Here is a 25,191-nt window from a genome sequence, read left to right as displayed (position 1 = left end):
GCTGTTAGCGGCTGAGCTTGCGGTGGGTGACGCGCGACGGCTTCGCCGCTTCCTCACCGAGGCGCTCAACCTTGTTCTTCTCGTAGTCGCCGAAGTTGCCCTCGAACCAGTACCACTTGCCTTCCTCAACGTTGCCTTCCCAGGCGAGGATGTGGGTACAGGTGCGGTCCAGGAACCAGCGGTCGTGCGAAATCACGACAGCGCAACCTGGGAACTTTTGCAGCGCATTCTCAAGCGAGCCAAGGGTTTCGACGTCCAAGTCGTTGGTCGGCTCGTCGAGCAGGATCAGGTTGCCGCCCTGCTTCAGCGTCAGCGCCAGGTTCAGGCGGTTACGCTCACCACCGGAGAGCACCTTGGACGGCTTCTGCTGGTCAGCGCCCTTGAAACCGAACGCCGAGAGGTAGGCCCGCGACGGCATTTCGTTCTGGCCGACCACGATGTAGTCGAGGCCGTCCGAGACTACTTCCCACACCGTCTTTTCCGGGTCGATGTTTTCGCGGTTCTGGTCGACGTAGGACAGCTTCACGGTCTCACCGACCACGACGGTGCCTGCGTCTGGCTCTTCCAGCCCAACGATGGTCTTGAACAGGGTGGACTTACCCACACCGTTCGGGCCGATCACGCCCACGATGCCGTTGCGCGGCAGCGTGAAGGACAGGTCCTTGATCAGGACGCGGCCGTCGAAGCCCTTGTCCAGGTGCTCGACCTCGACGACCTTGTTGCCCAGGCGTGGAGGCGTCGGGATCTGGATTTCTTCGAAGTCCAGCTTCTTGTACTGCTCTGCCTCGGCAGCCATTTCCTCGTAGCGTTCCAGACGCGCTTTGTTCTTCGCCTGGCGCGCCTTCGGCGAGGATCGTACCCACTCGAGCTCGTTCTTCAGACGCTTCTGCAGTTTCTGGTCCTTCTTGCCAGCAACCTCGAGGCGCTCGGCCTTCTTCTCCAGGTAGGTGGAGTAGTTGCCCTCGTATGGGTAGAGCTTGCCGCGGTCGACCTCACAGATCCACTCGGCCACGTTGTCCAGGAAGTAGCGGTCGTGGGTAATCGCCAGAACTGCGCCCGGGTAGGACTGCAGGTGCTTCTCCAGCCACAGGACGGACTCGGCGTCCAGGTGGTTCGTTGGCTCGTCGAGCAGCAGCAGGTCCGGTTCGGACAGCAGCAGCTTCGCCAGCGCGACGCGGCGGCGCTCACCACCGGAAAGCTTGGTCACCGGGCTATCGGACGGCGGGCAGCGCAGTGCTTCCATCGCCTGCTCAATCTTGGAATCGACCTCCCAGGCGTCAGCGGCGTCGAGCTCCTCCTGGAGTTTGCCCATTTCTTCCATGAGCTCGTCGGTGTAGTTCGTCGCCATCTCTTCAGCGATTTCTTCGAAGCGCTGCTTCTTCTCGAAGATGTCGCCGAGGCCCTCTTCGACGTTCTCTCGAACGGTCTTCTCCTCGTTCAGCGGTGGCTCCTGCAGGAGGATGCCGACCGTTGCGCCGGGATCCAGGAATGCTTCGCCGTTGTTTGGCTGGTCAATCCCCGCCATGATCTTGAGTAGCGAGGACTTACCTGCGCCGTTTGGCCCAACGACACCAATCTTGGCGCCGGGATAAAAGGCCATGGTGACATTGTCCAAAATGACCTTGTCACCGATGGCCCTGCGAACGTTTTTCATCGTGTAGATGAACTCAGCCACGTAAAAACCCCTTTAACTGAAGCGGACATACATCGTTTCACAGGGTACATCAGCGAAAGGTGAACGTGCGCTTTCCAACGTCAAGCGGTGGCGCCGTCGGAGTGTTAGAAGGGTGCGGGACCGTCGTCACTTTCAGTGCTGCTAGCGCCCACAGCGACCGGCTCGAGTTCAGGCGACTGCGGTTGTGGTTCCGTAGCCGCCGCCGAGTCCGACGCCGACGCCTGCATCTTCATTTGCTCGAAGTAGAACTCGCGCTCCTCCTCCGTCATGAAGTCGACCGCCGTCTTGATCTTCACTGCGGGCTGGCCCTCGAGCGTGTGGCCGGTCTCGGTGATCTTCCAGGAGGAGATTTGGTGCATGCCGAGCTCGAACGCGACCTTGTCGGCTTTCAGCACGGTGCGGTACCGGTTGAGCTTCTCGCCCGCGTCGTTAGTTTCCACCCAGGTCTCCGTGACCAACCGGCCGGAGACCATCACCGGCGCACCGCGGAACAGTGAGGTGCGCGCGTTGATGGCGAGCTGGTTCCAACACTCGACGTCGATGTAGAGCTGGTCCGTGTCCTCCCAAATGTCGCGGCCCTGGTTGTCCTGCTCGCCTGTGCGCCGCCTGCGGGAGGACGCGATGCGCATCTTGCACACCGAGTTTCCCGACGCCGGGAACCACTTAAAGTACGGTGCTGCCGTCAGGTTTCCGCATACGGTGACGTTCATCTGGCTCATTGTTGTGTCCTTTCAATTGTTTGCTGAACTGGTACAACTCGGAGCTTTCCAGCGCAGAAACAGAAAAGAAAGGATGCGGCCTGGCAGTCTGTGGATTGATTTTTAGAATTCCACAGTTCTCAACAGATCCTCGGCTACCCCTTGTGCTGCGGGGTATCCGACGTGTACTGTGCGAGCATTTCGTTGTAGGCGCGCCACTCGGCGTCGTCAGTCTCGTCCGCGATGCGGTCAACCTCTGCGGTTTCTGCGCGGTCCTCACGCCACCACAGGATGAACAGCACACCGAACACGATAACAAGCGGGAACGAGCCCGACGCCCAGGCGATACCGCCGCCCACCTTCTGGTCCGCCAGCAGATCCGGGTCCCACGGCAGGAGCAGCGAACGGTAGAACTCTTCGCCCATCACGGTGTTGAGCTGCATGAGGTACACGCCCATAAAGAGGTGCACTGGCATGGAGATCCACAGCCACAGCAGGCGCGTCTTCGCGGTGACGCGGCCCTCGATGTAGTCCGGGCCGATGAGCTCCCAGAAGTAGAAGTAGCCCGACACCAGGAACACCGCATTCATGATGACGTGGCCGGCGTGCTCCGAAATCATCAGTTCGTAGAGATCAGTGAACACGTACATGACGTAGAAGAACACCAGGAACTGCACCGCGGACACCGGCGGGTACGTCACGATGCGCAGGAACTTACTGCGCTGGAAGGACTGCGCCCACAGCCGGGGGTTGAACTCCCCGGACGGGTAGGCGTCGATAATGAGCGTCAGCGGCGCGCCCAGCACGAGGAACACCGGCACACCCATCGACAGGATCATGTGGACCGTCATGTGCGCCGAGTAAGAGGCCGGCATGTGCAGCCCAATGCCAGAGCACATCGTGACTACGACGGTCGCGCACCCCAGCAGCCACCACGCCGTGCGCCCCTTCGACCACCCACTCACCCTGCGCGTCAGGTGCAGGTAGTAGACGGCCAGCAGGATCGCGATCACGCTGTAGAGCAGCTCGAAACGCCACAGTCCGACCCAGTTCGACCAGGTCAGTGGGTCCTCAAGATTGTAGCCCATCTGGATCTGCATCGGGGTGAGGTTCGGGTCTCGTGGCGGTGGCGGCGGAGTGCGTCCGAGCGTCACCGCGAGGCCAGTCACGGCGGCCATCACCAGCACTTCCACCGCGCCGAGCCGTACGAAAGCCCTGCGTTGCGACGGCCCCTCCGCCTCAAGCGCCGGAATCGTCCGCTCGCGGTGCGCGTACCCCATCAAACCAAGCAGCAGTATGCCAACCAGCTTGCCCACCAGCACCCAGCCGTAGGCGTAGCGGGTGATGTCGTCCAGGTGCACGCGGATCGCACCGTTAATCACGCCCGACACCGCCATCGCCACGAAGGCGAACAACGCGATGCGCGAGTATCGACGCACCGCCGGGGCCAAGTTCGGCCCCAACCTGAAACCGTGCGCCACCAGCGCCATCAGAGCGCCAACCCACACCAGCAGGAATACCAGGTGCCAGATGAAGGAGTTCGTGCCGAAGTCGTGATCGCCACCGGTCGCGGAGTGACCAGTCAGCGCCAGCGGCATAATCGCCAACAACGAGCCGATGAACAAAGCCACTTGCGACCACCAGCACGACACCCGGTACCCCGCCACGGCCACACACGCCGCGATTGCCGCGACAATCAGCCAGACGCGGGCGTCAGCAACCTTGTCCAGCGCCAAGGTCCAGGCGTCGACCTCAAACATCACGGTGCTCAGCGGCTGGCCTGAGACGTCGGAAAGCACCAGCGGCACCATCACCACTCCGATCAGCGCCAACCCCGCGGATGATGCCGCCCCCGTCCGCGACGCAATCACCCCATCAACGGTCAGGCGCGCGCAGTTGAGGTCAGGGCCGATCTGCTTCGGCGGCAACAACCACGCCGAGAAGAGAAAGGACCCAGCTGCCAGCGCGGCCAGCACCCACGCTGCGCCCCGCAGCGCCGGCAGGCCGAACGTCGTCAACGCCCCCGGATCCGGGATGCCCAACGCCGCGAGCGAGGCGCCCGCGAACATCTCCGAAATCACCCCGGCGATGAGCGCCGCGACGAGCCCCGTCGCAAGATACAGCGGAAACGCCGCTTTCACCGCCGACTTTGAGGCAACCTGCGCATTTGACATGCTCACTACCCTACGTTCGAAATCTGCCTGTTCCCAAGTTTTTCGACGCCTACTTCTCCGCCTCCACGTCACAAGTGTGAGCAATAGCTTCTTGCTCTGCCCCACCAGGACTCGGACCTGTCGAGGACAGTTCACTTAAAAGAACGCTGCCATCCACCGTTCGCCGATTCCGCCCCGCGGACAACCTGCATGCAACACCATGTCCGCGGCAACACGTTCACCAGTCGTTTGAGAAAACCAACCACTTAATCTGTCCGCCGCACGGACACTCACCCGGGGATGCCCCAATCCAGAAAACCTGTCCGCCCCGCGGACACTCGGACTGCGTTCTGCTGTCCACCCCGCGGACAACCGGCATGCCACACCATGTCCACGGCACTTCTCCCACCTCGCGGATTGGGCAGAACCAACCACTTGCCCTGTCCGCCCCGCGGACACTCGGACTGCGTTCTGCTGTCCACCCCGCGGACACCCTGACCGCACTCTGTCCGCGGCACCCTTCTCACCTGCAGTTCCAGAAAACCCACCGCCAAAAAGTGTCCGCCCCGCGGACACCCTGGCTGCAACTGGCTTCCGCCGCGCGGACACCCAACACAGAGGTTCCGTCACGAAAGAACGCCACTGCGGATTTACGAGTCCGATTCAGCAGCGCGGCGCTGACGCTGTAGCTTCCCGTGTGCACGGGCGATGCGGTAGAAAGTCCGCAAGCTCGCGAGCTGCAACCCGCTGTCTTGCGCCTTCTGATAAATGGCGTCCGCGCTCAGGTCGGGGTGGGCGTCGAAAAGATCGAGAATCTGTTGTACGTCTGAGTCTGGAATACGTTTGATATTTCGCTCGCGGTGCGGGATCGGGTTTTCCTTTTTGGGCCTCGGGTTGGTCTGGTAATAGCGCCTCGAGCGTGAGATCCTCAAAATTTTGCAGGCGCGACTCATAGAATGGCCGACGCCCATGAGCAGATCCAGGAACTCGTTTTCTTGACGTACTCCTTCCTCGTACCGCTTCGTTTCCTCGGGGCTTAGGATTTTTCCGCCGCGTCGGAGGTCCCGCCATGTTGCTTTGGCAGAGACCCCATAGCTTTTCCCAGGACATCACTGGTGTCCTTCCACAGCTTGACTTCTTTGCGCAGTCGAGCATTTTCTCGTTTCAGCGCCTCGTATTCTTTGCGTGGCATCGTTACTTCGTCGTTGCTCATGGTTTTCCTTTCGCTTGGGGTCTAGCCAAGATACTGCCACACAGTTAAGGGCAAACCCCCAGGCGCTACGCTGTAGTGCATGGACACACGTGATCGGGATGCGCTGACGGCTGCCAAGTTGTATTACCGCTCGGAGCTGAGTCAGGCGGAGGTTGCTGCGGAGATGGGCTGCTCCCGTCCTACGGTGGCGAAGCTTCTGCAGCACGCGAAGGACCGTGGCTACGTCACTATTGAGGTACACGACCCGCAGGAGGCGGACGAGATCCTGATCGAGGATCTCACCTCCCGGTACGCGCTGGAGGGTGTGCGGATTGTTCACCCGGCGAACCCATCTGCAGCGATCATGGAGGATCTTGGGGTAGCGGGCGCGCGCTACCTGGAGTCGATGCCGTTGGATGGCCTTTCGGTGGGTGTGTCCTGGGGAAAAACGCTGCTCAACATTGCGCGGAATCTACGATCGACGAACATGCGGGCGCGCCAGATTGTGCAGTTGAAAGGTGGGTCGTCGCGTTCCAACCTGGCAACGAATGACTTTGAGACGATCACCGGTTTCTGCACCGCGTTCAACGCGCCCGCGTTAACGCTCCCATTGCCTGTCATTTTTGAGCGAGTGGAAACTAAGGAGATCGTGGAGCAGGATTCCCACATCGCCGACGTACTGCAGCAGGGGCGGGAGACCGACGTGGCGGTGTTCACGGTGGGTTCTGTGCGAAAGCAGAGCTTGCTGATGAACCTGGGGTACCTGTCTGAGGAGATGTCGCGGGAGCTGCTCGGGGTTGCGGTGGGGGATGCTTGTTCGCGGTTCTACACGCGGGAGGGGGATGTGGCGTCGAAAAGAATTGATGATCTGACGGTGGGCATTGAGCTTGACGAGCTGCGGGCGAGACCACGTCGAGTGCTGGTAGCTGGGGGTTTGTATAAAGCTGAGGCGATTGAGACGGCGCTGTGGATGGGGCTGGCCAGTGATTTGGTGATTGATCAGCCGACGGCGGTTCGGGTGCTGGAGATCGCGAAGACCCGCTAATTGACGCCCCTTCTCCCCCATCTGGGGTGGATTGCACCCCCAATCAGAACATTTGCAAACTTTGATATTGCCATATGTTCCGAACGGTCTTAGAGTGGACAGCGAAAGGTCAACCAGCTACCGAAAAAGGAGTTGCACATGTCCACCCCGACCGTCTCCACCCCGCACATCGTCCCAACCGGACCTATCGCTGAAACCGTCCTCATGCCGGGCGACCCACTGCGCGCGAAGTTCATCGCAGAGACCTACCTGGAAAACCCAGTCCAGTTCAACGCCGTGCGCAACATGCTCGGCTACACCGGCACCTACCAAGGCCACGAAGTTTCCGTGATGGGCTCCGGCATGGGCATTCCGTCCATCAGCCTCTACGCCTACGAGCTCATTCACTTCTTCGGCGTAAAGAAGCTCATCCGCGTCGGCTCCTGCGCATGCTTCCAGCCTGACATGAAGCTCTTCGACATCATCGTCGCCTCCTCCGCATCCACGGACTCGCACTTCATCGAGCAGTACGACCTGCCGGGCACCTACGCCCCGACCGCGTCCTGGAAGCTGCTCGAGGCAACCTACAAGGAGTCGCAGAAGCAGGGCGTCGACATCCATGTGGGCAACATCTTGTCCTCCGACGTCTTCTACAACTTCAAGGACGACGTCAACGACCGCTGGGCGAAGATGGGCGTGCTCGGCGTCGAGATGGAATCCGCCGGCCTCTACGCCGTCGCCGCCGAGGCAGGCGTTGACGCGATGGGTATCTTCACCGTGTCCGACGTCATCGGCTCCGGCGAGAAGGCCTCCGCTGAGGAGCGCCAGAACGCGTTTACCCAGATGATGGAGCTGGCACTTCCGCTGGCCGCCGTCTAACCCACAACCCATCCCACACGTTTGAAGGAACTCACCATGACATCTCAAACAGTTCAAAAGGCACTCAACCCGAAGCGGGCCGTGCCGATCATCCTGTTTACCTTCGTGTTCTCACTGATCATCGATAACGGTTTCAAGTTCATGACCGACTCGATGGGTGAGGCGCTGAACCTGTCCCTCAACGAGGTCAGCCTGCAGGCTTCGCTTGCTGGCGTGATCATCGGCATCGGCGCGGTGGCGTACGCGGCGCTGGCTGACGTGGTGAGTATCCGCAAGCTGCTGATGGTCGGTATCACGCTGACGCTGGTCGGCTCGGTCATCGGCTACCTGGGTCAGAACGTGTGGGGGCTGGTCCTGGCCGGTCGTGTGGTGCAGACTACGGGCCTCGCTGCGGTGGAGACGCTCTACGTCATCTACGTGACCAAGCACCTCAGCGAGAAGGATCAGAAGACTTACTTGGGCTTTTCTACGTCTGCTTTCCAGGGCGCGACGCTCTTCGGCGCGCTGACCTCGGGCTACATCGCCACCCACATCTCGTGGACCGCGATGTTCCTCATCCCGCTCATCCTGATCTTCGCCGTCCCCGTCATCATGAAGACGGTCCCGGAGGAGGCCTCGCTGGAGTCGGGCCACGTCGACTGGCTGGGCTTGTTCCTCATCGCCGTGCTGGCCACGAGCGCCATCATGTTCATGCAGGCCTTCCAGTTCCTGTGGCTCATTCCGCTCGCACTCGCGCTCATCGCGTTCATCGCGCACGTGAAGAAGGGCAAGCGCCCGCTGGTCAACCCGGAGTTCTTCCAGAACCGCGCCTACGTCACCGCCATCGTGCTCGTCGCGATTGTCTACTCGGTGCAGCTCGGCTACCTGGTGCTCTTCCCCGCAATGGCGAAGGCCGTCCACGGGCTCAGCGCTGACGACGCCTCCCTGCTGCTCATCCCGGGCTACACCGGCGCCGTCATTGTCGGCGCGCTCTCAGGCAAGATCGGCAAGTTCTTGCCGACGCGCCCCGCGATCTTTACCGCACTCGCCTCCATCACCATCGCGTTGTTGATCCTCGCAGTCGGGATGGAAGCCAGCCCGTGGGTCTTCATGCTTTCCTCCCTGCTCTTCGCCTGCGGTTTCGCCCTGCTGTATGCGCCACTGGTCGCGACGGCAATCGGCAATATCCCCGCTGCGAAGTCGGGTATCGCAATCGGTTTCTACAACCTCACAATCAACGTCGCCGTCCCGCTCGGCATCGCGTACAGCGCGAAGCTGGTGGATCTCGGCCTTGGGGTGCCAGGCTTCCTGCCACAAAACTCGGGCAGCTACCCCACCGTCATGCTCATCCTGGCCATCATCGCAGTCGCCGGCACCGCGCTCTATGCAGCGCTCACCGCGCGCATGAAGCAACCGGCTTAACCTGCACACTTTCTACAACTCAAGGAGTTTTTCAACATGCTTACTCGCCAAAATGTCGCCCAGATGATCGACCACACGCTGCTCAAGCCGGAGGCCACCCACGAGGACGTCACCAAGCTTATCGACGAAGCTTCGCACCTCGGCACGTTCTCCGTCTGCGTCTCCCCATCCATGCTGCCAATCGAGACCCCAGCTGATCTGAAGGTCGCAGTGGTGTGCGGATTCCCGTCCGGCGCGGTCCCAACCGCGGCAAAGGCCGCTGATGCCGCACACAGCGTTGCCAACGGCGCGGACGAGGTTGACATGGTCATCAACCTGGGTGCCGCCAAGGAAGGCAAGTGGGACGTCGTACGCGACGACATCGCCGCAGTAAAGAAGGCGTGCGGCGACAAGCTGCTCAAGGTCATCATCGAGTCCGCCGTCCTCACCGACGACGAGATCGTCGCAGCGTGCAAGGCTTCCATGGAGGCCGGTGCCGACTTCGTGAAGACCTCGACGGGCTTCCACCCCGCTGGTGGTGCCTCCGCGCACGCGGTGAAACTGATGCGCGAGACCGTCGGCGACAAGCTCGGCGTGAAGGCCTCCGGCGGTATCCGCGACGCCGCCACCGCGAAGGAAATGATTGAGGCTGGCGCGTCCCGCCTGGGCCTGTCCAGCTCCGCTGCGGTGCTGGAGGGGTGGAACTAACAATGGCTACTGATCTTCGTGCACAGGCCGAGGCTTGGATCGCGCAAGACCCCGACCCCGCCACCCGCGAGGCATTAACCGCCGTCCTCGACGACGAGGCCGAGCTTGCGAAGGCCTTCGCCGGCCCGCTCCAGTTCGGCACCGCGGGGCTGCGCGGCGAGATTGGCTTCGGCGAGTCCCGCATGAACCAGGCCGTGGTCATGCGCGCCACCGCCGGGCTCATGGAATGGCTCAAGCAGCAGGTGGACACGCCTCGCGTGGTCATCGGGTGCGACGCCCGCCACGGCTCCGCCAAATTCGCGCAGGCCGCAGCTGAGGTCGTCGCCGGCGCGGGTGGGCACGCCATGCTGTTGCCGCTGGCCCAGCCGACCCCGCTGACTTCCTTCAGCGTGCGCACGCTCAACGCCGACGCCGGCATCATGGTCACCGCCTCCCACAACCCGAAGTGGGACAACGGCTACAAGGTCTACCTCGGTGGCCGCGTTGTCGACGCAGACAACGCCGCCGGCTGCCAGATCATCCCGCCTGCCGACGCCGAGATCGCCGCCTGCATCGCCGCCGCACCCGGCGCGACGGAGCTCCCCCTGGACACGACCATCGAGCAGGTGGACACCCGCGAGGACTACGTCGCCGCCACCAGCGCGCTTAGCGACCTCGACGACACCCCACCGATCACGATCGTGCTCACACCAATGCACGGCGTCGGTAGCGAACTCGCACGCACCACCCTGGAGGCTGCGGGCTTTGGGGACGTAGTGGGCGTCGAGAAGCAGTGGAAGCCTGACCCTGACTTCCCCACCGTCGCCTTCCCCAACCCGGAGGAAGACGGCGCCCTCGACCTCGCAGTCGAGAAGGCGAACGAGGTCAACGCGGACGTCATCATCGCCCTCGACCCCGACGCCGACCGCTGCGCAGTCGCAGTCCCGGCGCGCACCACCCCGAGCGCGGGCACCCCGCTGGGCAACGGCTGGGTGAAGCTCTCCGGCGACGAAACCGGCGCGCTGATCGGCGAGTACGTGGCGTCGCGTACGCAGGGCGGCTCGACGGCGTGCTCGATTGTTTCGGGCAGGCTGCTCGGCAAAATCGCGGCAGCCCACGGGCTGGATCACGCGACGACGCTCACCGGGTTCAAGTGGATCGGGCGCACCCCGCAGCTCGTGTTCGGCTACGAGGAAGCAATCGGCTACTGCGTCGACCCGGCGCACGCCCGCGACAAGGACGGCATGTCCGCCGCGGTGATCGTCGGCTCGATCGTGGCGCAGCTTAAGGCGCGCAACATGAGTGTGCTCGAGCAGTTCGACGCCCTGGCCAGCAAGTACGGACTGTACCGCACTCAGCCGCTGACCTTCCGCGTCGAAGACCTCTCCCTCATCAGCGACGCCATGGAGCGCCTCCGCGCACACACCCCGACCGAGCTCGCCGGTTCTGAGGTTGTCGAGTACGTCGACCTCAACAACGGCTACGGCGCCACCCCAGGCACCAACGGCATCCTGATCCGCACCGCGGACAACGACCGCGTAGTCATCCGCCCGAGCGGCACCGAGCCGAAGCTGAAGTGCTACCTCGAGGTGGTCCTGCCAGTCGAAACAGGCGAGGCACCTGACTGGGCCGCCGCCGATGCCCGCCTGGCTACCATCAGCGACGCCACCCGCGCACTGTGCGGAATCTAACTGCGCTATACTATCGAAGGCTTGGGCGCCGATTTGTCGACGCCCAGCTCAGCCTCCATAGCTCAGTGGATTAGAGCAACCGGCTTCTACCCGGTGTGTCGCGGGTTCGAATCCTGCTGGGGGCGCTGCTGGGGGTTTCGAAGAATCTAGTTTGATTGTTCGAATAACCCCCTCAAAACATCAAAAACGCCTCTACCTGCACAAATAGGAGAGGCGTTTTTGTCGTGCCGGGACCGTTTCCGGGCTGTTGTTACCAAAAAGTGGCCGAAAATCGCTACCCGTTGATCGCTTCTACCCGCCACCCTTCTTGTGGTGGCGGTTGAGAATTAAAACCGAATTTTACACAACTTGTGGCAGTGCGTTCGCGTGATGAATTTCAGAGAGAAACTCATCAGACACACGCCGCGTCTCAGGAGGTGTGGGTGGTTTCGGCTTCGTATCGAAGTTCATCACCAGACAGTGCAGGTAACGCTTAACAAGCCCTACGTTCACACCGACAGCACCGAGTGCAACGAAGACCGCGTTCGCCACAATACACTCTCCAAAACACCTATATCCGGAAGCTACTAGATTTAGCCCCGCCACGAAACTAATATGAGGACATGACAATCAACGCTTATACAGAGAGCACAAACCAGTACGAGTCAATCATCAATCACTTGCGGAACGCACCTTATGAGGGAACTTGGTATGAGTTCAAACGCAATTTGCAGGATCCGTTTAAGATTGGTGAGTATCTCTCAGCCCTTGCGAACTCAGCTGCTTACTCCGACGAAGAATTCGGGTATTTGGTTTGGGGAATTGATGACTCTAGTCATGAAGTTATCGGAACAACATTCGACCATGAAAAGGTAAGAAAGGGCAATCAGGCGCTAGAACCATGGCTTGCTCAGATGCTAGACCCCGTTCCTGCCTATTCCTTTCATTACTTGGAAATTGATAGAAAGAAAGTGGTTCTCCTTCAGGTCAGTGCTGCATACCCCATCCCCGTTACTTTTTCCAACATCCCGTATTTAAGAATTGGCAGCCACGTCAAGAAGCTCCACGATCATCCGGTCGAGGAGAAGACTCTCCACAGGAAACTAGATAGAGTTCCATTTGAGTATCATTATGCGAAATCCGGCCTCGAACTCGGGGACGCGCTCAACCATTTAGATATTAACTCATATTATTCGCTTCAAGGGCTTGCCCCGCAGGCTGACCAGGAGTCCGTCCAACTTCATCTGGAAACTGACAGATTAATTATTCGCGAGGCAGACGGGAGTTTTGCTATAACCAATTTAGGTGCAATACTCTTCGCCAAAAACCTTAAATTTTTCCCGAGCTTAGAACGCAAAGCCCCACGTGTAATCAAGTACAAAGGCATTAATAAAATTAATGCTGAAAAAGAACAAATCGGCGTTCGAGGATATGCCTCCGGATTTGAAGGTCTACTTGATTTCATTCAAAGCCTACTCCCAACCAATGAACATATCGAGTCCGCACTACGTGTTGAAACCTCCGAATATCCAACCGTCGCCATTCGCGAACTAGTGGCAAACGCGTTAATTCATCAAGACTTCACGATCAGAGGCACCTGTCCGATGATCGAGATTTATGACGATCGATTGGAAGTTTCTAACGCCGGAAAACCATTAATTCATCCGAGCAGGTTTGTCGATGCTCCTCCCAGGTCCAGGAATGAGAAGCTAGCGGCAATGATGAGACGTGCACATATTTGCGAAGAGCGTGGCAGCGGATGGGACCGAATCGCAGACGCCATTGAGTTGTATCAGTTGCCAGCCCCCAAGATTAGCGTCCCAGAGGATAATACCGTGGTTACTCTCAGTTCGCCTCGGCAGTTATCAGATATGGACAATGAAGAGAAAATTAGAGCGGTCTATTTGCATGCCTGCTTACGACAAGTTAGTAATCAGACTACGACAAATCGCACTATTCGAGAGCGTTTTAAACTGACAGACAAGGAAAGCGCTAAGGCGTCTGCGATCCTCAAGCTCGCACTCGAAGACGGAAAAATCGTCCCTAAGGATCCCAACGCAGGACGTAAGAAGATGGAGTATCTGCCTTATTGGGCAGTCGCATCGCGGCCTTTAATCTAGTAAATGGCAAACTATGCTCTTCATGCCTACTACCAGCACGTTTCTTTTTTCAATGTAAATTCCCTTCCCTCAAGACCCATGTAAAACTGGGGCTAGACTGCTTTTGGCTCAGTGCTGAAGCACCGAAAGCTCTCTACCACTTTCAGGGAGTCGATTTGGGGGTAGCTGGCAAGTTTGCACCGCGAGTCACCGCAAATTTGGTACTGCTGTATCGCGTACCCAGTACTGCAAGGCTTTTTCCTTCAGGCATGTAACCTGACTTAGGCTAATTCAGTGGGAAGTTTGCGGTCGGCGATTGCTTGGGTGGTGATGTCGATTCGGGGTAGTTGGTACCGGGGTTCCACGTACCTGGTGCCTCAGCGTTGTTTTCTTCCATTGAAGCCTCGTCCACAGAGCACTCGCGGCAAACCGAGACGGACTAGTCGTAATCCACTAAACATACGAACCTTGCTAAGTGCGGCGCTCGGGGTTCACTTTCTACGGCACGACCGTGAGAGGAAAACTGAAACACGGTGATAGGGTGATAGGGCGGTCGGATACGAGGCTAAAAACAAACAAGTGTGAATAAAAGAATTCGACTATCCCCTTTTTTATTACCCCCGCTGCCTGGTGTTTTGCCTGGTAGTGGGGGCGTTTTTGCTGGTATGGTGGGTTTGAAGAAAGGACCCACAATGAGATTCACACTCCTTGGAGCCGGAACCGGCATCATCACCACCCTCGCAGGCGCCAACCCACTCTTCGCCCTTACTTTTCTTGCCGTCGGTTACGTCATCGACAAGAACAAAAAGAAGGCATAGCCGTGCAGCCCATCATTGTCGATGAGCTGACAGGGGCGCGCCTATGGCGCGTTCCGGAATGTGCCGAGCACTGCGGCGTCTCCCCTGCCACGTGGCGCGGCTACTTTCGGCAAGGCATCAACCTCAACCCGCCTGCCGAAGTCGCTCGTCTCGACGCGCGCGCACCTCTGTGGGACGCTGAAGCAGTCAAAACCTGGCGCGCCAGCCGCCCAGGCAGCCCCGTAAAGAACAGCCCTCAAGCAAAACAACTTCACTCGTAGCACACTCGTATGTGCTGGTAGGATAGCGGTCCATTAGGTTCGAGTACCGTTGGGTTCCTGAAGCCTCTCTAAAGTTGGTGATCACTATGTCCAATATTCTTGACGCCGGCCAGTATGTGACCGAACTCATCCCCGGCGTCGACAAGATGAAGCTTTATAAAATCTGCTTCTTTTCCCAAGGCTGGCACCTTGCTTGGACCGGACTGCCACTATTCGAGGAAGAGCTGCAAGCTTGGGCAAAAGGACCCGTCCCCTATGACCTCCGCCGCAGTACAGAAAACGTTGCGCGTGGATGGGAGGTCCCACACGTTCCTGGTGGGAATTCTTCGGCACTTTCGCCATTTGCCCGAGCAACGATTGAAAGCGTTGTGAATTTCTACGGTTCGCTGACATCCGCGGAGTTGTCAGACATGAGCCACGGTCGAGCTTGGCAGGAAGCACGCAGCAACGCGGTCGGGGGCACGCATTGTAGCAGCGCTTTGAGCATGACCACGATGCGCGAAGAGTTCACGGAGTTGCTCCAGTCAGGACATTCTGTCCCAGACTCGCCTTCCCTGCCAGACGTGGATCACCTTCCTAGCTTCGATCATCTGCTTGCCACTGCACATGAAGTCGAAGCGGAATGGCACAACACCCTTTCACTCCTCGCGAACCGGTAATCAACGCAATTGTCTGACCACAGTGAAGCTTCCAGAGAGCAGCTCTTAGCTCAGATGCTCGTGGAGTTGGCGTGCGCAGTGAATCAAGGCTGCGGGGATCGTATGACCGCGAACGGAGAACCGGAGAGTTATCTTGGATTTACTGTGGATCGGGCTTCTTTGGAAAGTGCAGTTTACGCCCCGTTCCAGTTATTCAGCGGCCAGCCCCGGTACGCCTCGGTGTTTGATAGAGGAGCCTCGCTGACCGTCCATATAGCCAATAACCATCCGTTTGCCGATGGCAACAAGCGCACCGCACTTATCGTTGGGCTCACTTATCTGCGCTTGTTTTCGGTTCATGTCCGAGAGCCAGAGGGCAAGGGACCTGATTTAGCCGCAGGCGAAGAAGGCGCCCGACTGATGGAGTACATCGTTACACATGCCGCGGATTTGGATTCGGTCATCGCACACACCAGCCGCGCATTTCAACGCTGGGCCGACATTGATGGTCTAGCGCGACGCTACCGACAAAAATAGCATCGCCCCCGATGTACCATGGCGCCATGTCCGTCTCTATTTCTTCCGCTCAGGCCCGCGAGTTGCTGGCCGCAGCGCATGAAACCGAGGAACGCACCCGGGGAAAGCCGGCCGTTCCTTGGGGGTGGATCTTGTGCGCGGCGGTCTGCTTCGGGGTGAGCCTGCCGCTGATCTTTGTTCTCGACCAGTTTTGGCCGTTCCTCCTGTTTGTGCCTTGCATCGGGTGCATCGTTGTCATCGAGCGACGCAGGTCAACCGGCGTGCGCTCCAGCATCCGGCAGCCGGTCAAAGAGGACCCAAAAATGTCGTTTCTTCCCTTCGGCGTGTACTTCCTCTGCATATCGCTCTTGCAGGTCGCCCCGCTTCAGAACAAGGTGTTCTCGAGTCTGCTCGGCGCGTTCGCGACCGTCGTTTTCGTCGTTACGTACGCGAGGAGCTGGAGGAACAATGCCTGATATTTTGTTGCAACCCTCGTGCTTGAGCATCTGCGCCGCACTCTTTGCCGCCGAGGCCACCACCAGCGACGTCGGCGCCGCGGAGAACAAGGAGATGCACCCCAAGCGGCTGCGTACTCTCACTCAGCTAGATAGCGACGCCTACCTCACGGCCATCAACGCACTCAAAGAAGCCGGCTACGTGTCCCTGTTTACGGACCGCAAGGCGAACCCGGACAAGAACGTGGACTGGGTCTCTCTGACCGCTACCGGTGCCCGCGCATACCAGGACTGTATCGAGGAGTTGCGCTCGATTGCGGAGTCGGACCGTCGGGTACCCTGAGGTACATGACATTTCCCTCCCCAACTACTGATTCGTTCGCGCTGATTACTGGCGCTTCGCAGGGCATCGGTGAGGCAGTTGCGCGCCAACTTGCTGCTGCTGGATATAACGTACTGCTGGTGGCGCGTCGAGAAGCGGTGCTGATGCAGCTTGCCGAAGAGCTGGCGCATGCGCACGGTATCAACGCCGAGGTCTTCGCAGCAGACCTGTCCAAGGAGCGCGACGTGACCGCGCTGCTGGACTACATCGGGCAGAAGAAGATCACCATCTGCGTGAACTCCGCCGGTATCGCCTCCTTTGGCCCGTTTATGAAGCAGGACTGGAACTACGAGACGGACCAGTTCAACCTCAACGCCACGGCGGTGTTCCGCATCACGAAGGCGGTACTGGACCAAATGGTGCCGCGCCGCGCGGGTGCACTGTGCAACGTTGGCTCGGCAGCGGGCAACACGCCGATCCCGAACAATGCCACGTACGTGTTTACGAAGGCGGGCGTCAATACGTTTACGGAGGCGCTGCACTACGAGCTCAAGGACAGCGGCGTACACTGCACTCTGCTCGCGCCGGGGCCGGTGCGAGAGGCAGAAGTTCCTGAGGAGGAGCAGTCGATCGTGGACAAGGTCGTGCCGGACTTCCTCTGGACCACGTACGAGTCCTGCGCGAAAGACACCATCAGCGCGATGCGTAGCAACAAGCGCCGCGTGGTGCCGGGCCCGCTTTCCAAGGTGATGGATTTCGTATCGACGTACGCTCCGCGCGGCGCCCTCGCCCCAATCATGGGGCGGTTCTATGCACAGATGGGAGAAGAGTAAATGGATGTCCCTGCAAAAAACGACCGCATCGTATGGGTCGACCTGGAGATGACGGGTCTGGACACGTCCCGCCACGTCATCGTTGAGGTCGCAGCGCTCGTCACCGATGCGCAACTTGAGATTCTCGACGAGGGCCTGGACCTAGTGGTCCACGCCACCGAAGATGAGCTCGCCGAAATGGACGACTTTGTCCTGAATATGCACACCGAGAACGGGCTCCTCGACGAGATCCGCTCCTCCTCAGTGTCCATCAAGGAGGCCGAGGACGCCGTCCTCGCGCTGATTGCAAAGCACTGCGACCCAGACCACCCAGCGCCGCTTGCTGGCAATTCCATCGCCACCGACCGGTCATTCATCCGGGAGCAGATGCCGCGTCTCGACGCCGCCCTGCACTACCGCATGATCGACGTCTCCACCATCAAGGAACTGTCACGCCGCTGGTTCCCGCGCGCCTACTACAACCAGCCCGAGAAGGGCCTGGCGCACCGCGCGCTCGCCGACATCGTGGAATCCATCCAGGAGCTCGACTACTACCGCCGTTCCGTATTCGCACCGGATCCGGGCCCAGATTCCGAGCAAGCAGCCGACGCCGCAGCCGCCGCACACGCCCACTACCAGCGGTTTTTGCAATCCTAGGCTTTCATTGTAAAGTAGTTCCCGCTGTTGAAAAACAGCGATGGTGGCTGTAGTTCAGCTGGTAGAGCACCAGGTTGTGATCCTGGGTGTCGCGGGTTCGAGCCCCGTCAGCCACCCCGAGAGTGCCCCGTGGCCTGTACAAACAGGTTGCGGGGCACATTGCTTTCAACGGCAGGTACGTTAAGCCAAGAATTGTTCCCGGGGAGTGATATTCATGACTGGTTCAAGTTATCGATCAAGAGTATTTGGATATAATTTTAGTCGGATCGTACTTATCTTCGCAGTACTCTTATTGTGTGTCTACTTCTTGACCAGAAGAGATCAAACCGCCTTTATCACATGCGGTCTTTTAGTGTCTCTGGCAATTTTCTTTAATGTCGGGGTGTTGCTGAATGATGAAATCCTTCGGATTTCAGTTCTTGGCATTCCAGTTAGCAACGTTCGTTTGGAATCTCTGAAGGGGGCGGAGATCCTTCCCTCGGGCCCCATACTCGAATCCCAAACGTTTGGGGTTCACTTCCTGGATGGCACTATTTCATTCCATGCCGGTTCTGCAAATATCCTCCTACACCGCAATATCGGAAGACCCATTCGCTTGACGGTTAAAGACCCAGAGGAATTTTTACACCTCCTAGCGGAGAACTCCGCTATTCGACCCGCTTCTCACAGTTAAGCCCCCGGTGCCGACACAACTGGCAACCAAAAGCATACCTCGAAGAGCTACTCACTCAAGCATCACCCGATCTGACGCGTCAGATGCTCGGTGATTTCATCAACCAAATTCTATCTTCCCAAGACGATACTGTCGGCAGCGCTGACTACGGCACCACCAGCGACAACCGCGTCAACCACCGCAACGGCTACCGCCACCGACTACTGGATACACGGGTCAGCACCATCGATGTGGCCATCCCGAAACTACGCCACGGTTCCTTCTTGTCTGACTGGCTGTTAGAACGACGAACCCGTAGCGAACGTGCCATGTAGATAAGCCTCTGGGCACTAAAGTACTCAGAGGTACTATGCAGTTGGTATGGACTGCGGAAGCTGCATTGACTGTCAGTAGCGCGAATACGAGGAGTAAAACATGGTAAATAATTGGAACATAACGTCTTTTGCCTATTACATGAATTCGCTTTTAAAGCGGTATTTTGCTCAAGAAAACCTCATTTCTTCCGGAGCTGTCGAGCTACGGGCAGCTTGGAGAACGGCTCAGTACGTCTACTGCGTATTCTCAGTAATGTCCACGAAAGGACTTGCGTATGTTGGCATGGAAATGCCCCCAATACCGAGTACTGGGGGAGTCTCATCGGAAGAAGATACTGCTGTCAAGGCCTGGGCAGATCAGCTTGCCGGTGATCCATTCGCCGGGGATTTAGACTACGGTTGCGGAGATAAAATAAAATGGCTCGGAACCGTTAGCGACAACACGCCTCAACGCTTTATAGAATTGAGGAGAGCGAAGGCAGACAAAAAGATGGGCACAGAGCTTTATATTCCACGAACCGGCCACGGTTAATCATTTACCCCCTGCCTCACCGCGCCTATTTTAATCTATGTTTTTCTCCATATTGAACCACTGGGGAACCACGTCGCTGCCATCATTGGACTCACGTAGCGGGAACATTGTCTTCACTCCACGTGGCTCTAGTCCTCCAGGGACCCACACTGTAGTTTCTATTACTGCTCGAAGTTCAAATGATCTTCCAGTTCCAACCTTTTTTCCATCATTAGTGCGGACAGCCTCATAGATAGGAGTTTCATAGATACGGTCGGTACCTTCCATCCTCGCTTCGCAGAGCCCTTTAAAGTACTTGTTTATCGTATATAGGTTCCAAATTCCGTGCTTATGCCTGATCTTGTCATAGCCCCAAGGACCCCCTTTTCCCCTTTTAGCATCCGGGGTGTACCAACCGCGTCGTAGTACCACAGGGGTCCCGCACCTGTCCCGAGTAGACAGCACCACGTCATCAGTGTAGTCATTACCTCCAGCGATTCCGCTGCCTTGTAGGGTAGGTGCATCTTGTTCGAGTCCTGCCCCAGGCATAAAGTCAGGAAAAAACTTTTCTAGTTGGGCACCGTGAATGCTGCCTTTTTCAAATTTTTGTTCTTTCCAACCCTCATGCTCCTCTCCAGGGTCACCAGCAGGGTAGCCGACATCTCCATCAATAGCGCCTGAATACACCCATTGGAGTAGCACATCGCCTGTTATAGTGTGAGCGCCGAATTTAGGGTACCAAACCATAATTCCTTTTTGGAAAAGGTTGTATCGCCCGATCCCGTCAGGTGTTTTTTCTTCGCTGCTGATAGGGAAACCTAAGGTACTCTTTTGGGCTCCCATGTCCTGCCATTTGTCGTATATTCGCCCTTGAATTCCTGCTTGTACTGCAGGAATGGAGTTTTGTGTGTAGATGTAGCCACCTTGGTATTTTTGTTTATACCAACTAACTCCGAGAGCGATATCATTAGTCATTGGGTACCCGAAGTGTCCGCGTTCCCAACCATGCTTTGCCCACACGACGGTTGCAGGAATGCTAACAGTATGAGCGCCTGTCTTTGGATGCCAATAGATAAACCCGTTGACGAATTCGGACCTTTTACCAATACCGTCAGGATTAGTTAGCTCGTTGCTTTTAGGAAACGTCAGAAAGCTTTTCGGTCCGCCAATGGAATCATAAAGTTCCCGGATTGCACCGCATACTTCAAAAGGAGAAGGCCAGTAAACTTTGCAACCTGGGGCAGAATTTAGGGTCGGATTATCTTCTTCTTGCAGCTGTGCTTCTTTTGTTTCTGCAAGATCCGCCTCTTCTTTGGTGAAATCACCCGGTATTTCTTCCCTATCGCTACGCATTTCTCCAGGGCGTACAGTAGATTTAGGAGATTTCGTCGGAGTCCACTCGGAGACTTCTTCCGGTGAAAGTTCAGTCTCTACAATTTCAGACGAGGCCCCCTTAGCCCACTCTGGAAGTACTGGAGTGGGGTATTCATCTGACGTTTCCTTATTGTCGATTGCCTCTCGGGAACTTTTTCTAACAGACCGACTTAAGCGTTCGGATCCTCTGAACCGCCGGAGCGCTGCTCCCAGTCCAGGTTCCAGTAGCCCAGGCCGTCGTAGCCGTTGAGCGTGCCGCCATTCGTATTCTTGATGATGACCGGATCGCCCCGCTTTACGGCCTGCTGGAACCACTGCGCGTCCGAGTACGTCGCGTTGACGCAGCCGTGCGACTGGTTCGTAGAGCCCATCGCCCACACCGCCCACGGCGCGGAGTGCACGTAGATGCCCGAGTAGGACAGCTGGGTGGCGTAGTCCACGGGGGTGACGTAGCCGCCCTGCCCCAGCCCAAGCCCGAACGTACGGGAGTCCATCACGAGCGAGGTGTGCTCATCGCCAACGACGTAGGTGCCGTTCGGGGTGTCGTACTGGAAGTCGGTACCCAGCGATACCGGGAACGAACGGATCTGCTCGCCATTTTGGTAGACGCGCAGCACCTTTTCGTTGTTGTCGATGACTGTCTTCACCTCGTCCCCAATTTCGAAGGTGGTCTCGTTGTCCTGCGCGCCGTAGACGCCGCCGCCGAGGTCCTTGCCGTAGAGGTCGGCCGTCACCTTCACCGTGGTGCCTGGCTCCCAGAACTCCTTCGGGCGCCAGCGCAGCTCGTATGGGTCCAGCCAGAAGAAGCCGCCCTCGGTGTCGTTCGAGGTCTCGACGTCGATGAGCTCCTCAAGTGCCTTCGTATCCTGGATGGGGACGTCGAAACGGAACGTGATCGCCTGCGCGACACCAACAGTCGATCCCTCAAGCGGGCCCATGTAGACGTTCGTAGTTGCCGCTGGGACGACCGTGGAAAAGCTCACGGTCTTCTTCTGGCCAGCCTTATCCTTCGCCACGATGGTGTAGTAGCGGCCGTACCCAAGCGGTTCGGTGACCTCCCACTCGGTGCGGTCATCATTGAAGGACGATTCGATAACCTTGCCTGCCTCGTTGGTCATCTCGACTTCTTCGAGCCCGGCTTCGGACTTCACCGTAATCGGGTCGAGGGGTTCGACGTCTGTCGCCTCGTCCTTCACCGAAAACGCCGGGGGCTCTGGTTTGACGGTCGTCTGACCAGTGGTTTCCGCCACCTGGTTGATGCCTTTGCCCGCCTCCGACGAGCACCCAACTACACCCGCCGCCAACACGGCGACAAGGCCAACACCAATGAGAGACCGCCGCATGCTTGTCACGTTTCTCGCTTCCTCACAACACCCGAAGTTTTAGCAACCAACAACACTATCGCCCCAGCACAACGAAACGCTACTTTACAACGACCCGAAACGATAACCGTTCCATAACGATCGAAAATAACCACCTTGACCAGGCGATTTTACACCTTGCGAACCTTAGTGTTACTGTATTCAACGTTGCCAACGAGGACAGCCTCCAAGACAACAAGCGCCATTAGCTCAATTGGCAGAGCAACTGACTCTTAATCAGTGGGTTCGGGGTTCGATTCCCTGATGGCGCACCACCTTAACCCCCTGACCAGCGGGAACAGTACCGCAGGCCAGGGGCTTTTTCGTATCTTAACCCAAATCCCCCATAAATTCCCCCATACTTTGAAACGCCCCGAGCAGGCGCGCCACCGGCTAGGCTATCGGCATGACTGTCGCTTGCATCCTTGTTGATATCCAAAATGACTTCTGCCCCGGCGGTTCCCTCGGCACCGCGAAGGGTGATCTCGTCGCCGAAGGCGTGCACACACTGCTCGAAGAACACAGAGACGACTACGACTTCGTGCTCGCCACGCAGGACTGGCACATCGACCCTGGCACCCACTTCTCGCAGGACCCGGATTTTGTGGATACGTGGCCAGTCCACTGCGTTGCTGACACCGATGGCGCACAGCTGCGCGCGCCGCTGGCGTCGATAAGTATTGACAAGTACTTCCGGAAGGGGCACTACACCGCTGCTTATTCCGGGTTTGAGGGCGTCACTGACGGCGATGTACTGCTCGGCGATTGGCTGCGCGAGCACGGCGTCACTGCCATTGATGTGTGCGGCATCGCTACGGACCACTGCGTGCGCGCCACGGTGCTTGATGCCCGCAAGGAGGGTTTCGACGTCCGCGTCCTCGCCGACCTGTGCTCCCCCGTCGACGAGGAGCGTGGGCAGGCCGCACTGCGTGAGATGGAAGCGGCAGGTGCGACGATCGTCGCCAAGTAACAGAAAACCCCGCTCCTCCAACGTGGAGGGCGGGGCACTCTTCTGCGCGTTTTAGCGCTGAGAGAGCAGCTCCTGCAGCTTCTTCAGCTCGCTCTTGCGCTTGCGGCTGTTAAACACCTTGATGCCAACAAGTGCTGCGACGCCAACGCCGATGCCGATCAGGACCTTCTGGACGGTCTCATCCTGCAGCCAGTTGGCAGCTTCGCTCTTCGCGCTGTCTGCAAGGTTGGATGGCTGAGCGCGGTCTGCGAGCTCATCGAGGGTGCTAGCGAGCTTCGAGCGGGTCTCTGCAAGGCTGCGCTCAATGTCATGAATATCTCGTGCCACGATCTACATACTCCTAGATGTGTTGACTATTTACAGAACTTCCAACCAATCTAGTGTAAAACGGGGAATTATGACTGACAACATTCGACTCGAACAAGGCGACACCGCCCCCGCATTCACCCTGACCAGCGACAAAGGCGAAACCGTTTCCCTTGCAGACTTCGCCGGCAAGCGCGTTATTGTCTACTTCTACCCACGCGCCAACACCCCTGGCTGCACCAAGGAAGCTTGCGACTTCACCGAGCACCTCGAAGTGTTTAACGACGCCAACATCGCTGTCGTCGGCATCAGTCCCGACAAGCCAGAGAAGTTGGCGAAGTTCCGCGAAGACCATGACCTGAAGATCACCCTGCTTTCCGACCCTTCCAAGGAAACCATGAGCGCATACGGCGCGTTCGGGGAGAAGAACAACTACGGCCGCATCGTGCAGGGCGTCATCCGCTCCACCATTCTCGTTGGCGCCGACGGCAAGGTTGAGCAGGCGCAGTACAATGTTCGCGCAACCGGCCACGTCGAGCGCATCCTGCGCGACTGGGACCTGAATGCAACCACCGGCGCATAAGATGATATCTTTGGCGCCGTGGATAAGAATACGACGCCAAACCAAGACCCCTACCTCAAAGACGAGTACAACCCCGACCGCCCTGCCGAGCCCAAGAAGCAGCGCGCAGTCATCGCGACCATCGCGATCGCGGCCTTGGTCGCCCTCGGCGGCTGGCTCATCTACGGGCCGGAGCAGGACGAAGCACCCACCCAGTCGACGGACGGCTCCGTCCAGTTCCCGATCGACGCGCCGTAGTTTTGCGGCTTCCGCTACTCAGCTTTTGGCTTAAGGGACATTTTGTGTGTATAAATCTATCTGGTTTCCTGGGATGACCTCGGACAACAACCAGATATGGTTTTCAAAACAGTTCCATTCGCCCGTTTCGAGAAACCAACACCAAATGACGTCTGGTGTGTGGTATGAAGTCTGCGGGTAGCGCAAGGACCCCAGCGAGATCGAGTGCTCTAGGGGGGACTAGAACCAGCCGCCTGTGCGTTGGGCGGTCGCATATAGCCAGGGGGACGAGCAAAGCCCTTGACGTGCACAATTCTGGTCGCATAGAGGTATCGGGGGTTCCGGTCGACCTCATTGCGTCGACCAACCCAGGTCAGCGGTGATTTGGATGATTTTGGGGCTATTTTGCCGATTTTGCGCTGACCTGCGTTGGTAAACCGGAGTAGGTCGACCGGAAGAGGTCAACGGGAAGAGGTCGACGGACCGAAAGAATTCGATACCGGCATTGATCATCAGTGGAACCTCAGCTTAGGCGTGAGAAAAGGGTGGGCTGGACGCAGTTAGTTACACACAAAATGTCCCTTAAGCCCAGCTTTTGGCTTTTGCGGCGCGCACAAAAGAACCTCCGACACTGCGTCATTTGCAATCCCGGAGGCTCTTTCCTCTTGTGCGCCCGGTGAGACTTGAACTCACACGTCAAAGACACTGGAACCTAAATCCAGCGCGTCTGCCAATTCCGCCACGGGCGCATAAAGCGCCTTTCATCCTACACACTGCACAAGTGGGCACAAACTAGCAGGAAGGACCGGGGCTGCTGCTACCAGGTTGGGGGAGGTGTCCGCTGCGCGGACACGCGATCTGCTCCACCTGTCAGCGGCAAGACATCAAATGTGTCCGCCGCGCGGACACACAACCCCCTTTTCATCTTCCACCCCGCGGACACAGGAT

General features: G+C 58.2%; 26 protein-coding genes, 4 tRNA genes and 1 pseudogene. 22 read left to right on the top strand and 9 right to left on the bottom strand.

The window, feature by feature from the left end; genetic code table 11:
- Nucleotides 1-4: 4 nt before the first annotated feature.
- From ettA to KBX13_RS03720, 5 genes are all read right to left on the bottom strand, one after another.
- Nucleotides 5-1,675, bottom strand: coding sequence for an energy-dependent translational throttle protein EttA (gene ettA / locus KBX13_RS03740; RefSeq protein ID WP_071573571.1), 1,671 nt, complete (start codon nucleotides 1,673-1,675; stop codon nucleotides 5-7).
- A 104-nt stretch (nucleotides 1,676-1,779) separates the two neighbouring features.
- Nucleotides 1,780-2,394 carry a single-stranded DNA-binding protein gene (locus KBX13_RS03735; RefSeq protein ID WP_256020778.1) on the bottom strand — a complete coding sequence of 205 codons (615 nt, stop codon included), beginning with the start codon at nucleotides 2,392-2,394 and terminating at the stop codon, nucleotides 1,780-1,782.
- A 134-nt stretch (nucleotides 2,395-2,528) separates the two neighbouring features.
- Nucleotides 2,529-4,547, bottom strand: coding sequence for a bifunctional copper resistance protein CopD/cytochrome c oxidase assembly protein (locus tag KBX13_RS03730; protein WP_256020776.1), 2,019 nt, complete (start codon nucleotides 4,545-4,547; stop codon nucleotides 2,529-2,531).
- A gap of 629 nt (nucleotides 4,548-5,176) precedes the next feature.
- Nucleotides 5,177-5,497: a helix-turn-helix domain-containing protein gene (locus tag KBX13_RS03725; RefSeq protein ID WP_070362011.1), complete on the bottom strand. Its 321-nt coding sequence runs from the start codon at nucleotides 5,495-5,497 to the stop codon at nucleotides 5,177-5,179.
- Nucleotides 5,498-5,562: 65 nt separating this feature from the next.
- Nucleotides 5,563-5,739, bottom strand: a complete 177-nt coding sequence (locus KBX13_RS03720; protein ID WP_168156165.1) for a hypothetical protein — start codon at nucleotides 5,737-5,739, stop codon at nucleotides 5,563-5,565.
- Nucleotides 5,740-5,818: 79 nt separating this feature from the next.
- On the opposite strand from KBX13_RS03720, the gene KBX13_RS03715 reads away from it, so the two are divergent.
- The 18 genes and pseudogenes from KBX13_RS03715 (at nucleotide 5,819) to KBX13_RS03630 (ending at nucleotide 19,454) form a co-directional block, all read left to right on the top strand.
- Complete coding sequence (locus KBX13_RS03715; protein WP_070362010.1) at nucleotides 5,819-6,763, top strand: sugar-binding transcriptional regulator; 945 nt, start codon at nucleotides 5,819-5,821, stop codon at nucleotides 6,761-6,763.
- Nucleotides 6,764-6,901: 138 nt separating this feature from the next.
- Nucleotides 6,902-7,621 (top strand): purine-nucleoside phosphorylase, encoded by a 720-nt coding sequence (gene deoD / locus KBX13_RS03710; protein ID WP_256000890.1) that lies wholly within the window; start codon nucleotides 6,902-6,904, stop codon nucleotides 7,619-7,621.
- 36 nt (nucleotides 7,622-7,657) lie between these two features.
- On the top strand, nucleotides 7,658-9,022 hold the full coding sequence (locus KBX13_RS03705) for an MFS transporter (protein WP_256020773.1): 1,365 nt from the start codon (nucleotides 7,658-7,660) through the stop codon (nucleotides 9,020-9,022).
- Between the two features lie 36 nt (nucleotides 9,023-9,058).
- Nucleotides 9,059-9,709 carry a deoxyribose-phosphate aldolase gene (deoC, locus tag KBX13_RS03700; protein ID WP_256020772.1) on the top strand — a complete coding sequence of 217 codons (651 nt, stop codon included), beginning with the start codon at nucleotides 9,059-9,061 and terminating at the stop codon, nucleotides 9,707-9,709.
- 2 nt (nucleotides 9,710-9,711) lie between these two features.
- Nucleotides 9,712-11,379 carry a phospho-sugar mutase gene (locus tag KBX13_RS03695; RefSeq protein ID WP_256020770.1) on the top strand — a complete coding sequence of 556 codons (1,668 nt, stop codon included), beginning with the start codon at nucleotides 9,712-9,714 and terminating at the stop codon, nucleotides 11,377-11,379.
- Nucleotides 11,380-11,430: 51 nt separating this feature from the next.
- A tRNA-Arg gene (locus tag KBX13_RS03690) sits at nucleotides 11,431-11,504 on the top strand.
- A gap of 477 nt (nucleotides 11,505-11,981) precedes the next feature.
- On the top strand, nucleotides 11,982-13,478 hold the full coding sequence (locus KBX13_RS03685; RefSeq protein ID WP_256020769.1) for an RNA-binding domain-containing protein: 1,497 nt from the start codon (nucleotides 11,982-11,984) through the stop codon (nucleotides 13,476-13,478).
- A 671-nt stretch (nucleotides 13,479-14,149) separates the two neighbouring features.
- Nucleotides 14,150-14,275 carry a hypothetical protein gene (locus KBX13_RS03680; RefSeq protein WP_256020767.1) on the top strand — a complete coding sequence of 42 codons (126 nt, stop codon included), beginning with the start codon at nucleotides 14,150-14,152 and terminating at the stop codon, nucleotides 14,273-14,275.
- Between the two features lie 2 nt (nucleotides 14,276-14,277).
- Nucleotides 14,278-14,535, top strand: a complete 258-nt coding sequence (locus KBX13_RS03675; protein WP_256020766.1) for a hypothetical protein — start codon at nucleotides 14,278-14,280, stop codon at nucleotides 14,533-14,535.
- 86 nt (nucleotides 14,536-14,621) lie between these two features.
- Nucleotides 14,622-15,194 carry a Panacea domain-containing protein gene (locus KBX13_RS03670; RefSeq protein ID WP_256020764.1) on the top strand — a complete coding sequence of 191 codons (573 nt, stop codon included), beginning with the start codon at nucleotides 14,622-14,624 and terminating at the stop codon, nucleotides 15,192-15,194.
- A 102-nt stretch (nucleotides 15,195-15,296) separates the two neighbouring features.
- Nucleotides 15,297-15,710: a type II toxin-antitoxin system death-on-curing family toxin gene (locus KBX13_RS03665; protein WP_256020763.1), complete on the top strand. Its 414-nt coding sequence runs from the start codon at nucleotides 15,297-15,299 to the stop codon at nucleotides 15,708-15,710.
- Nucleotides 15,711-15,736: 26 nt separating this feature from the next.
- Nucleotides 15,737-16,165, top strand: coding sequence for a hypothetical protein (locus KBX13_RS03660; RefSeq protein ID WP_256020761.1), 429 nt, complete (start codon nucleotides 15,737-15,739; stop codon nucleotides 16,163-16,165).
- Complete coding sequence (locus KBX13_RS03655) at nucleotides 16,158-16,487, top strand: hypothetical protein (protein WP_256020760.1); 330 nt, start codon at nucleotides 16,158-16,160, stop codon at nucleotides 16,485-16,487. Before KBX13_RS03660 ends, KBX13_RS03655 begins: the two co-directional genes overlap by 8 nt.
- Before the next feature lie 5 nt (nucleotides 16,488-16,492).
- A complete protein-coding gene (gene cmrA, locus KBX13_RS03650) occupies nucleotides 16,493-17,299 on the top strand; it encodes a mycolate reductase (RefSeq protein ID WP_256020758.1) in 807 nt (268 codons plus the stop codon).
- Nucleotides 17,300-17,935: an oligoribonuclease gene (gene orn / locus KBX13_RS03645; protein ID WP_070478452.1), complete on the top strand. Its 636-nt coding sequence runs from the start codon at nucleotides 17,300-17,302 to the stop codon at nucleotides 17,933-17,935.
- A gap of 43 nt (nucleotides 17,936-17,978) precedes the next feature.
- Nucleotides 17,979-18,051 (top strand) — tRNA-His (locus KBX13_RS03640).
- 583 nt (nucleotides 18,052-18,634) lie between these two features.
- Nucleotides 18,635-18,919 (top strand): annotated as a pseudogene (locus KBX13_RS03635) (transposase); the annotation flags it as partial.
- 103 nt (nucleotides 18,920-19,022) lie between these two features.
- Nucleotides 19,023-19,454 (top strand): hypothetical protein, encoded by a 432-nt coding sequence (locus KBX13_RS03630; RefSeq protein ID WP_256020756.1) that lies wholly within the window; start codon nucleotides 19,023-19,025, stop codon nucleotides 19,452-19,454.
- A 30-nt stretch (nucleotides 19,455-19,484) separates the two neighbouring features.
- Here the strand turns inward: KBX13_RS03630 and KBX13_RS03625 are convergent, their stop codons facing one another.
- Together KBX13_RS03625 and KBX13_RS03620 are read right to left on the bottom strand one after the other, a co-directional pair.
- Nucleotides 19,485-20,786 carry an LGFP repeat-containing protein gene (locus tag KBX13_RS03625; RefSeq protein WP_256020755.1) on the bottom strand — a complete coding sequence of 434 codons (1,302 nt, stop codon included), beginning with the start codon at nucleotides 20,784-20,786 and terminating at the stop codon, nucleotides 19,485-19,487.
- A gap of 191 nt (nucleotides 20,787-20,977) precedes the next feature.
- Nucleotides 20,978-22,150 (bottom strand): Ig-like domain-containing protein, encoded by a 1,173-nt coding sequence (locus KBX13_RS03620; protein ID WP_256020753.1) that lies wholly within the window; start codon nucleotides 22,148-22,150, stop codon nucleotides 20,978-20,980.
- 217 nt (nucleotides 22,151-22,367) lie between these two features.
- Between KBX13_RS03620 and KBX13_RS03615 the strand changes: the two genes are divergently transcribed.
- Together KBX13_RS03615 and KBX13_RS03610 are read left to right on the top strand one after the other, a co-directional pair.
- Nucleotides 22,368-22,443: transfer RNA gene (locus KBX13_RS03615), tRNA-Lys, on the top strand.
- A gap of 131 nt (nucleotides 22,444-22,574) precedes the next feature.
- Complete coding sequence (locus tag KBX13_RS03610) at nucleotides 22,575-23,138, top strand: isochorismatase family protein (RefSeq protein ID WP_256007926.1); 564 nt, start codon at nucleotides 22,575-22,577, stop codon at nucleotides 23,136-23,138.
- A gap of 51 nt (nucleotides 23,139-23,189) precedes the next feature.
- Here the strand turns inward: KBX13_RS03610 and KBX13_RS03605 are convergent, their stop codons facing one another.
- On the bottom strand, nucleotides 23,190-23,465 hold the full coding sequence (locus tag KBX13_RS03605) for a DUF3618 domain-containing protein (RefSeq protein ID WP_070361996.1): 276 nt from the start codon (nucleotides 23,463-23,465) through the stop codon (nucleotides 23,190-23,192).
- Nucleotides 23,466-23,535: 70 nt separating this feature from the next.
- On the opposite strand from KBX13_RS03605, the gene bcp reads away from it, so the two are divergent.
- Together bcp and KBX13_RS03595 are read left to right on the top strand one after the other, a co-directional pair.
- The gene (gene bcp / locus KBX13_RS03600; protein WP_256020741.1) at nucleotides 23,536-24,027 is read left to right on the top strand and encodes a thioredoxin-dependent thiol peroxidase; all 492 of its coding nucleotides are present in this window, start codon (nucleotides 23,536-23,538) and stop codon (nucleotides 24,025-24,027) included.
- A gap of 18 nt (nucleotides 24,028-24,045) precedes the next feature.
- Nucleotides 24,046-24,264, top strand: a complete 219-nt coding sequence (locus KBX13_RS03595; RefSeq protein ID WP_071573756.1) for a hypothetical protein — start codon at nucleotides 24,046-24,048, stop codon at nucleotides 24,262-24,264.
- 647 nt (nucleotides 24,265-24,911) lie between these two features.
- Here the strand turns inward: KBX13_RS03595 and KBX13_RS03590 are convergent.
- Nucleotides 24,912-24,992 (bottom strand) — tRNA-Leu (locus tag KBX13_RS03590).
- Nucleotides 24,993-25,191: the final 199 nt, after the last annotated feature.

Origin of the sequence: Corynebacterium sp. CCUG 51687 (genome assembly GCF_024453995.1) — a bacterium.
GTDB classification, from domain to species: domain Bacteria; phylum Actinomycetota; class Actinomycetes; order Mycobacteriales; family Mycobacteriaceae; genus Corynebacterium; species Corynebacterium pseudogenitalium.
The sequence above is the reverse complement of the archived record's forward strand: the minus strand, read 5'-3'. Positions and strand labels throughout refer to the sequence as shown.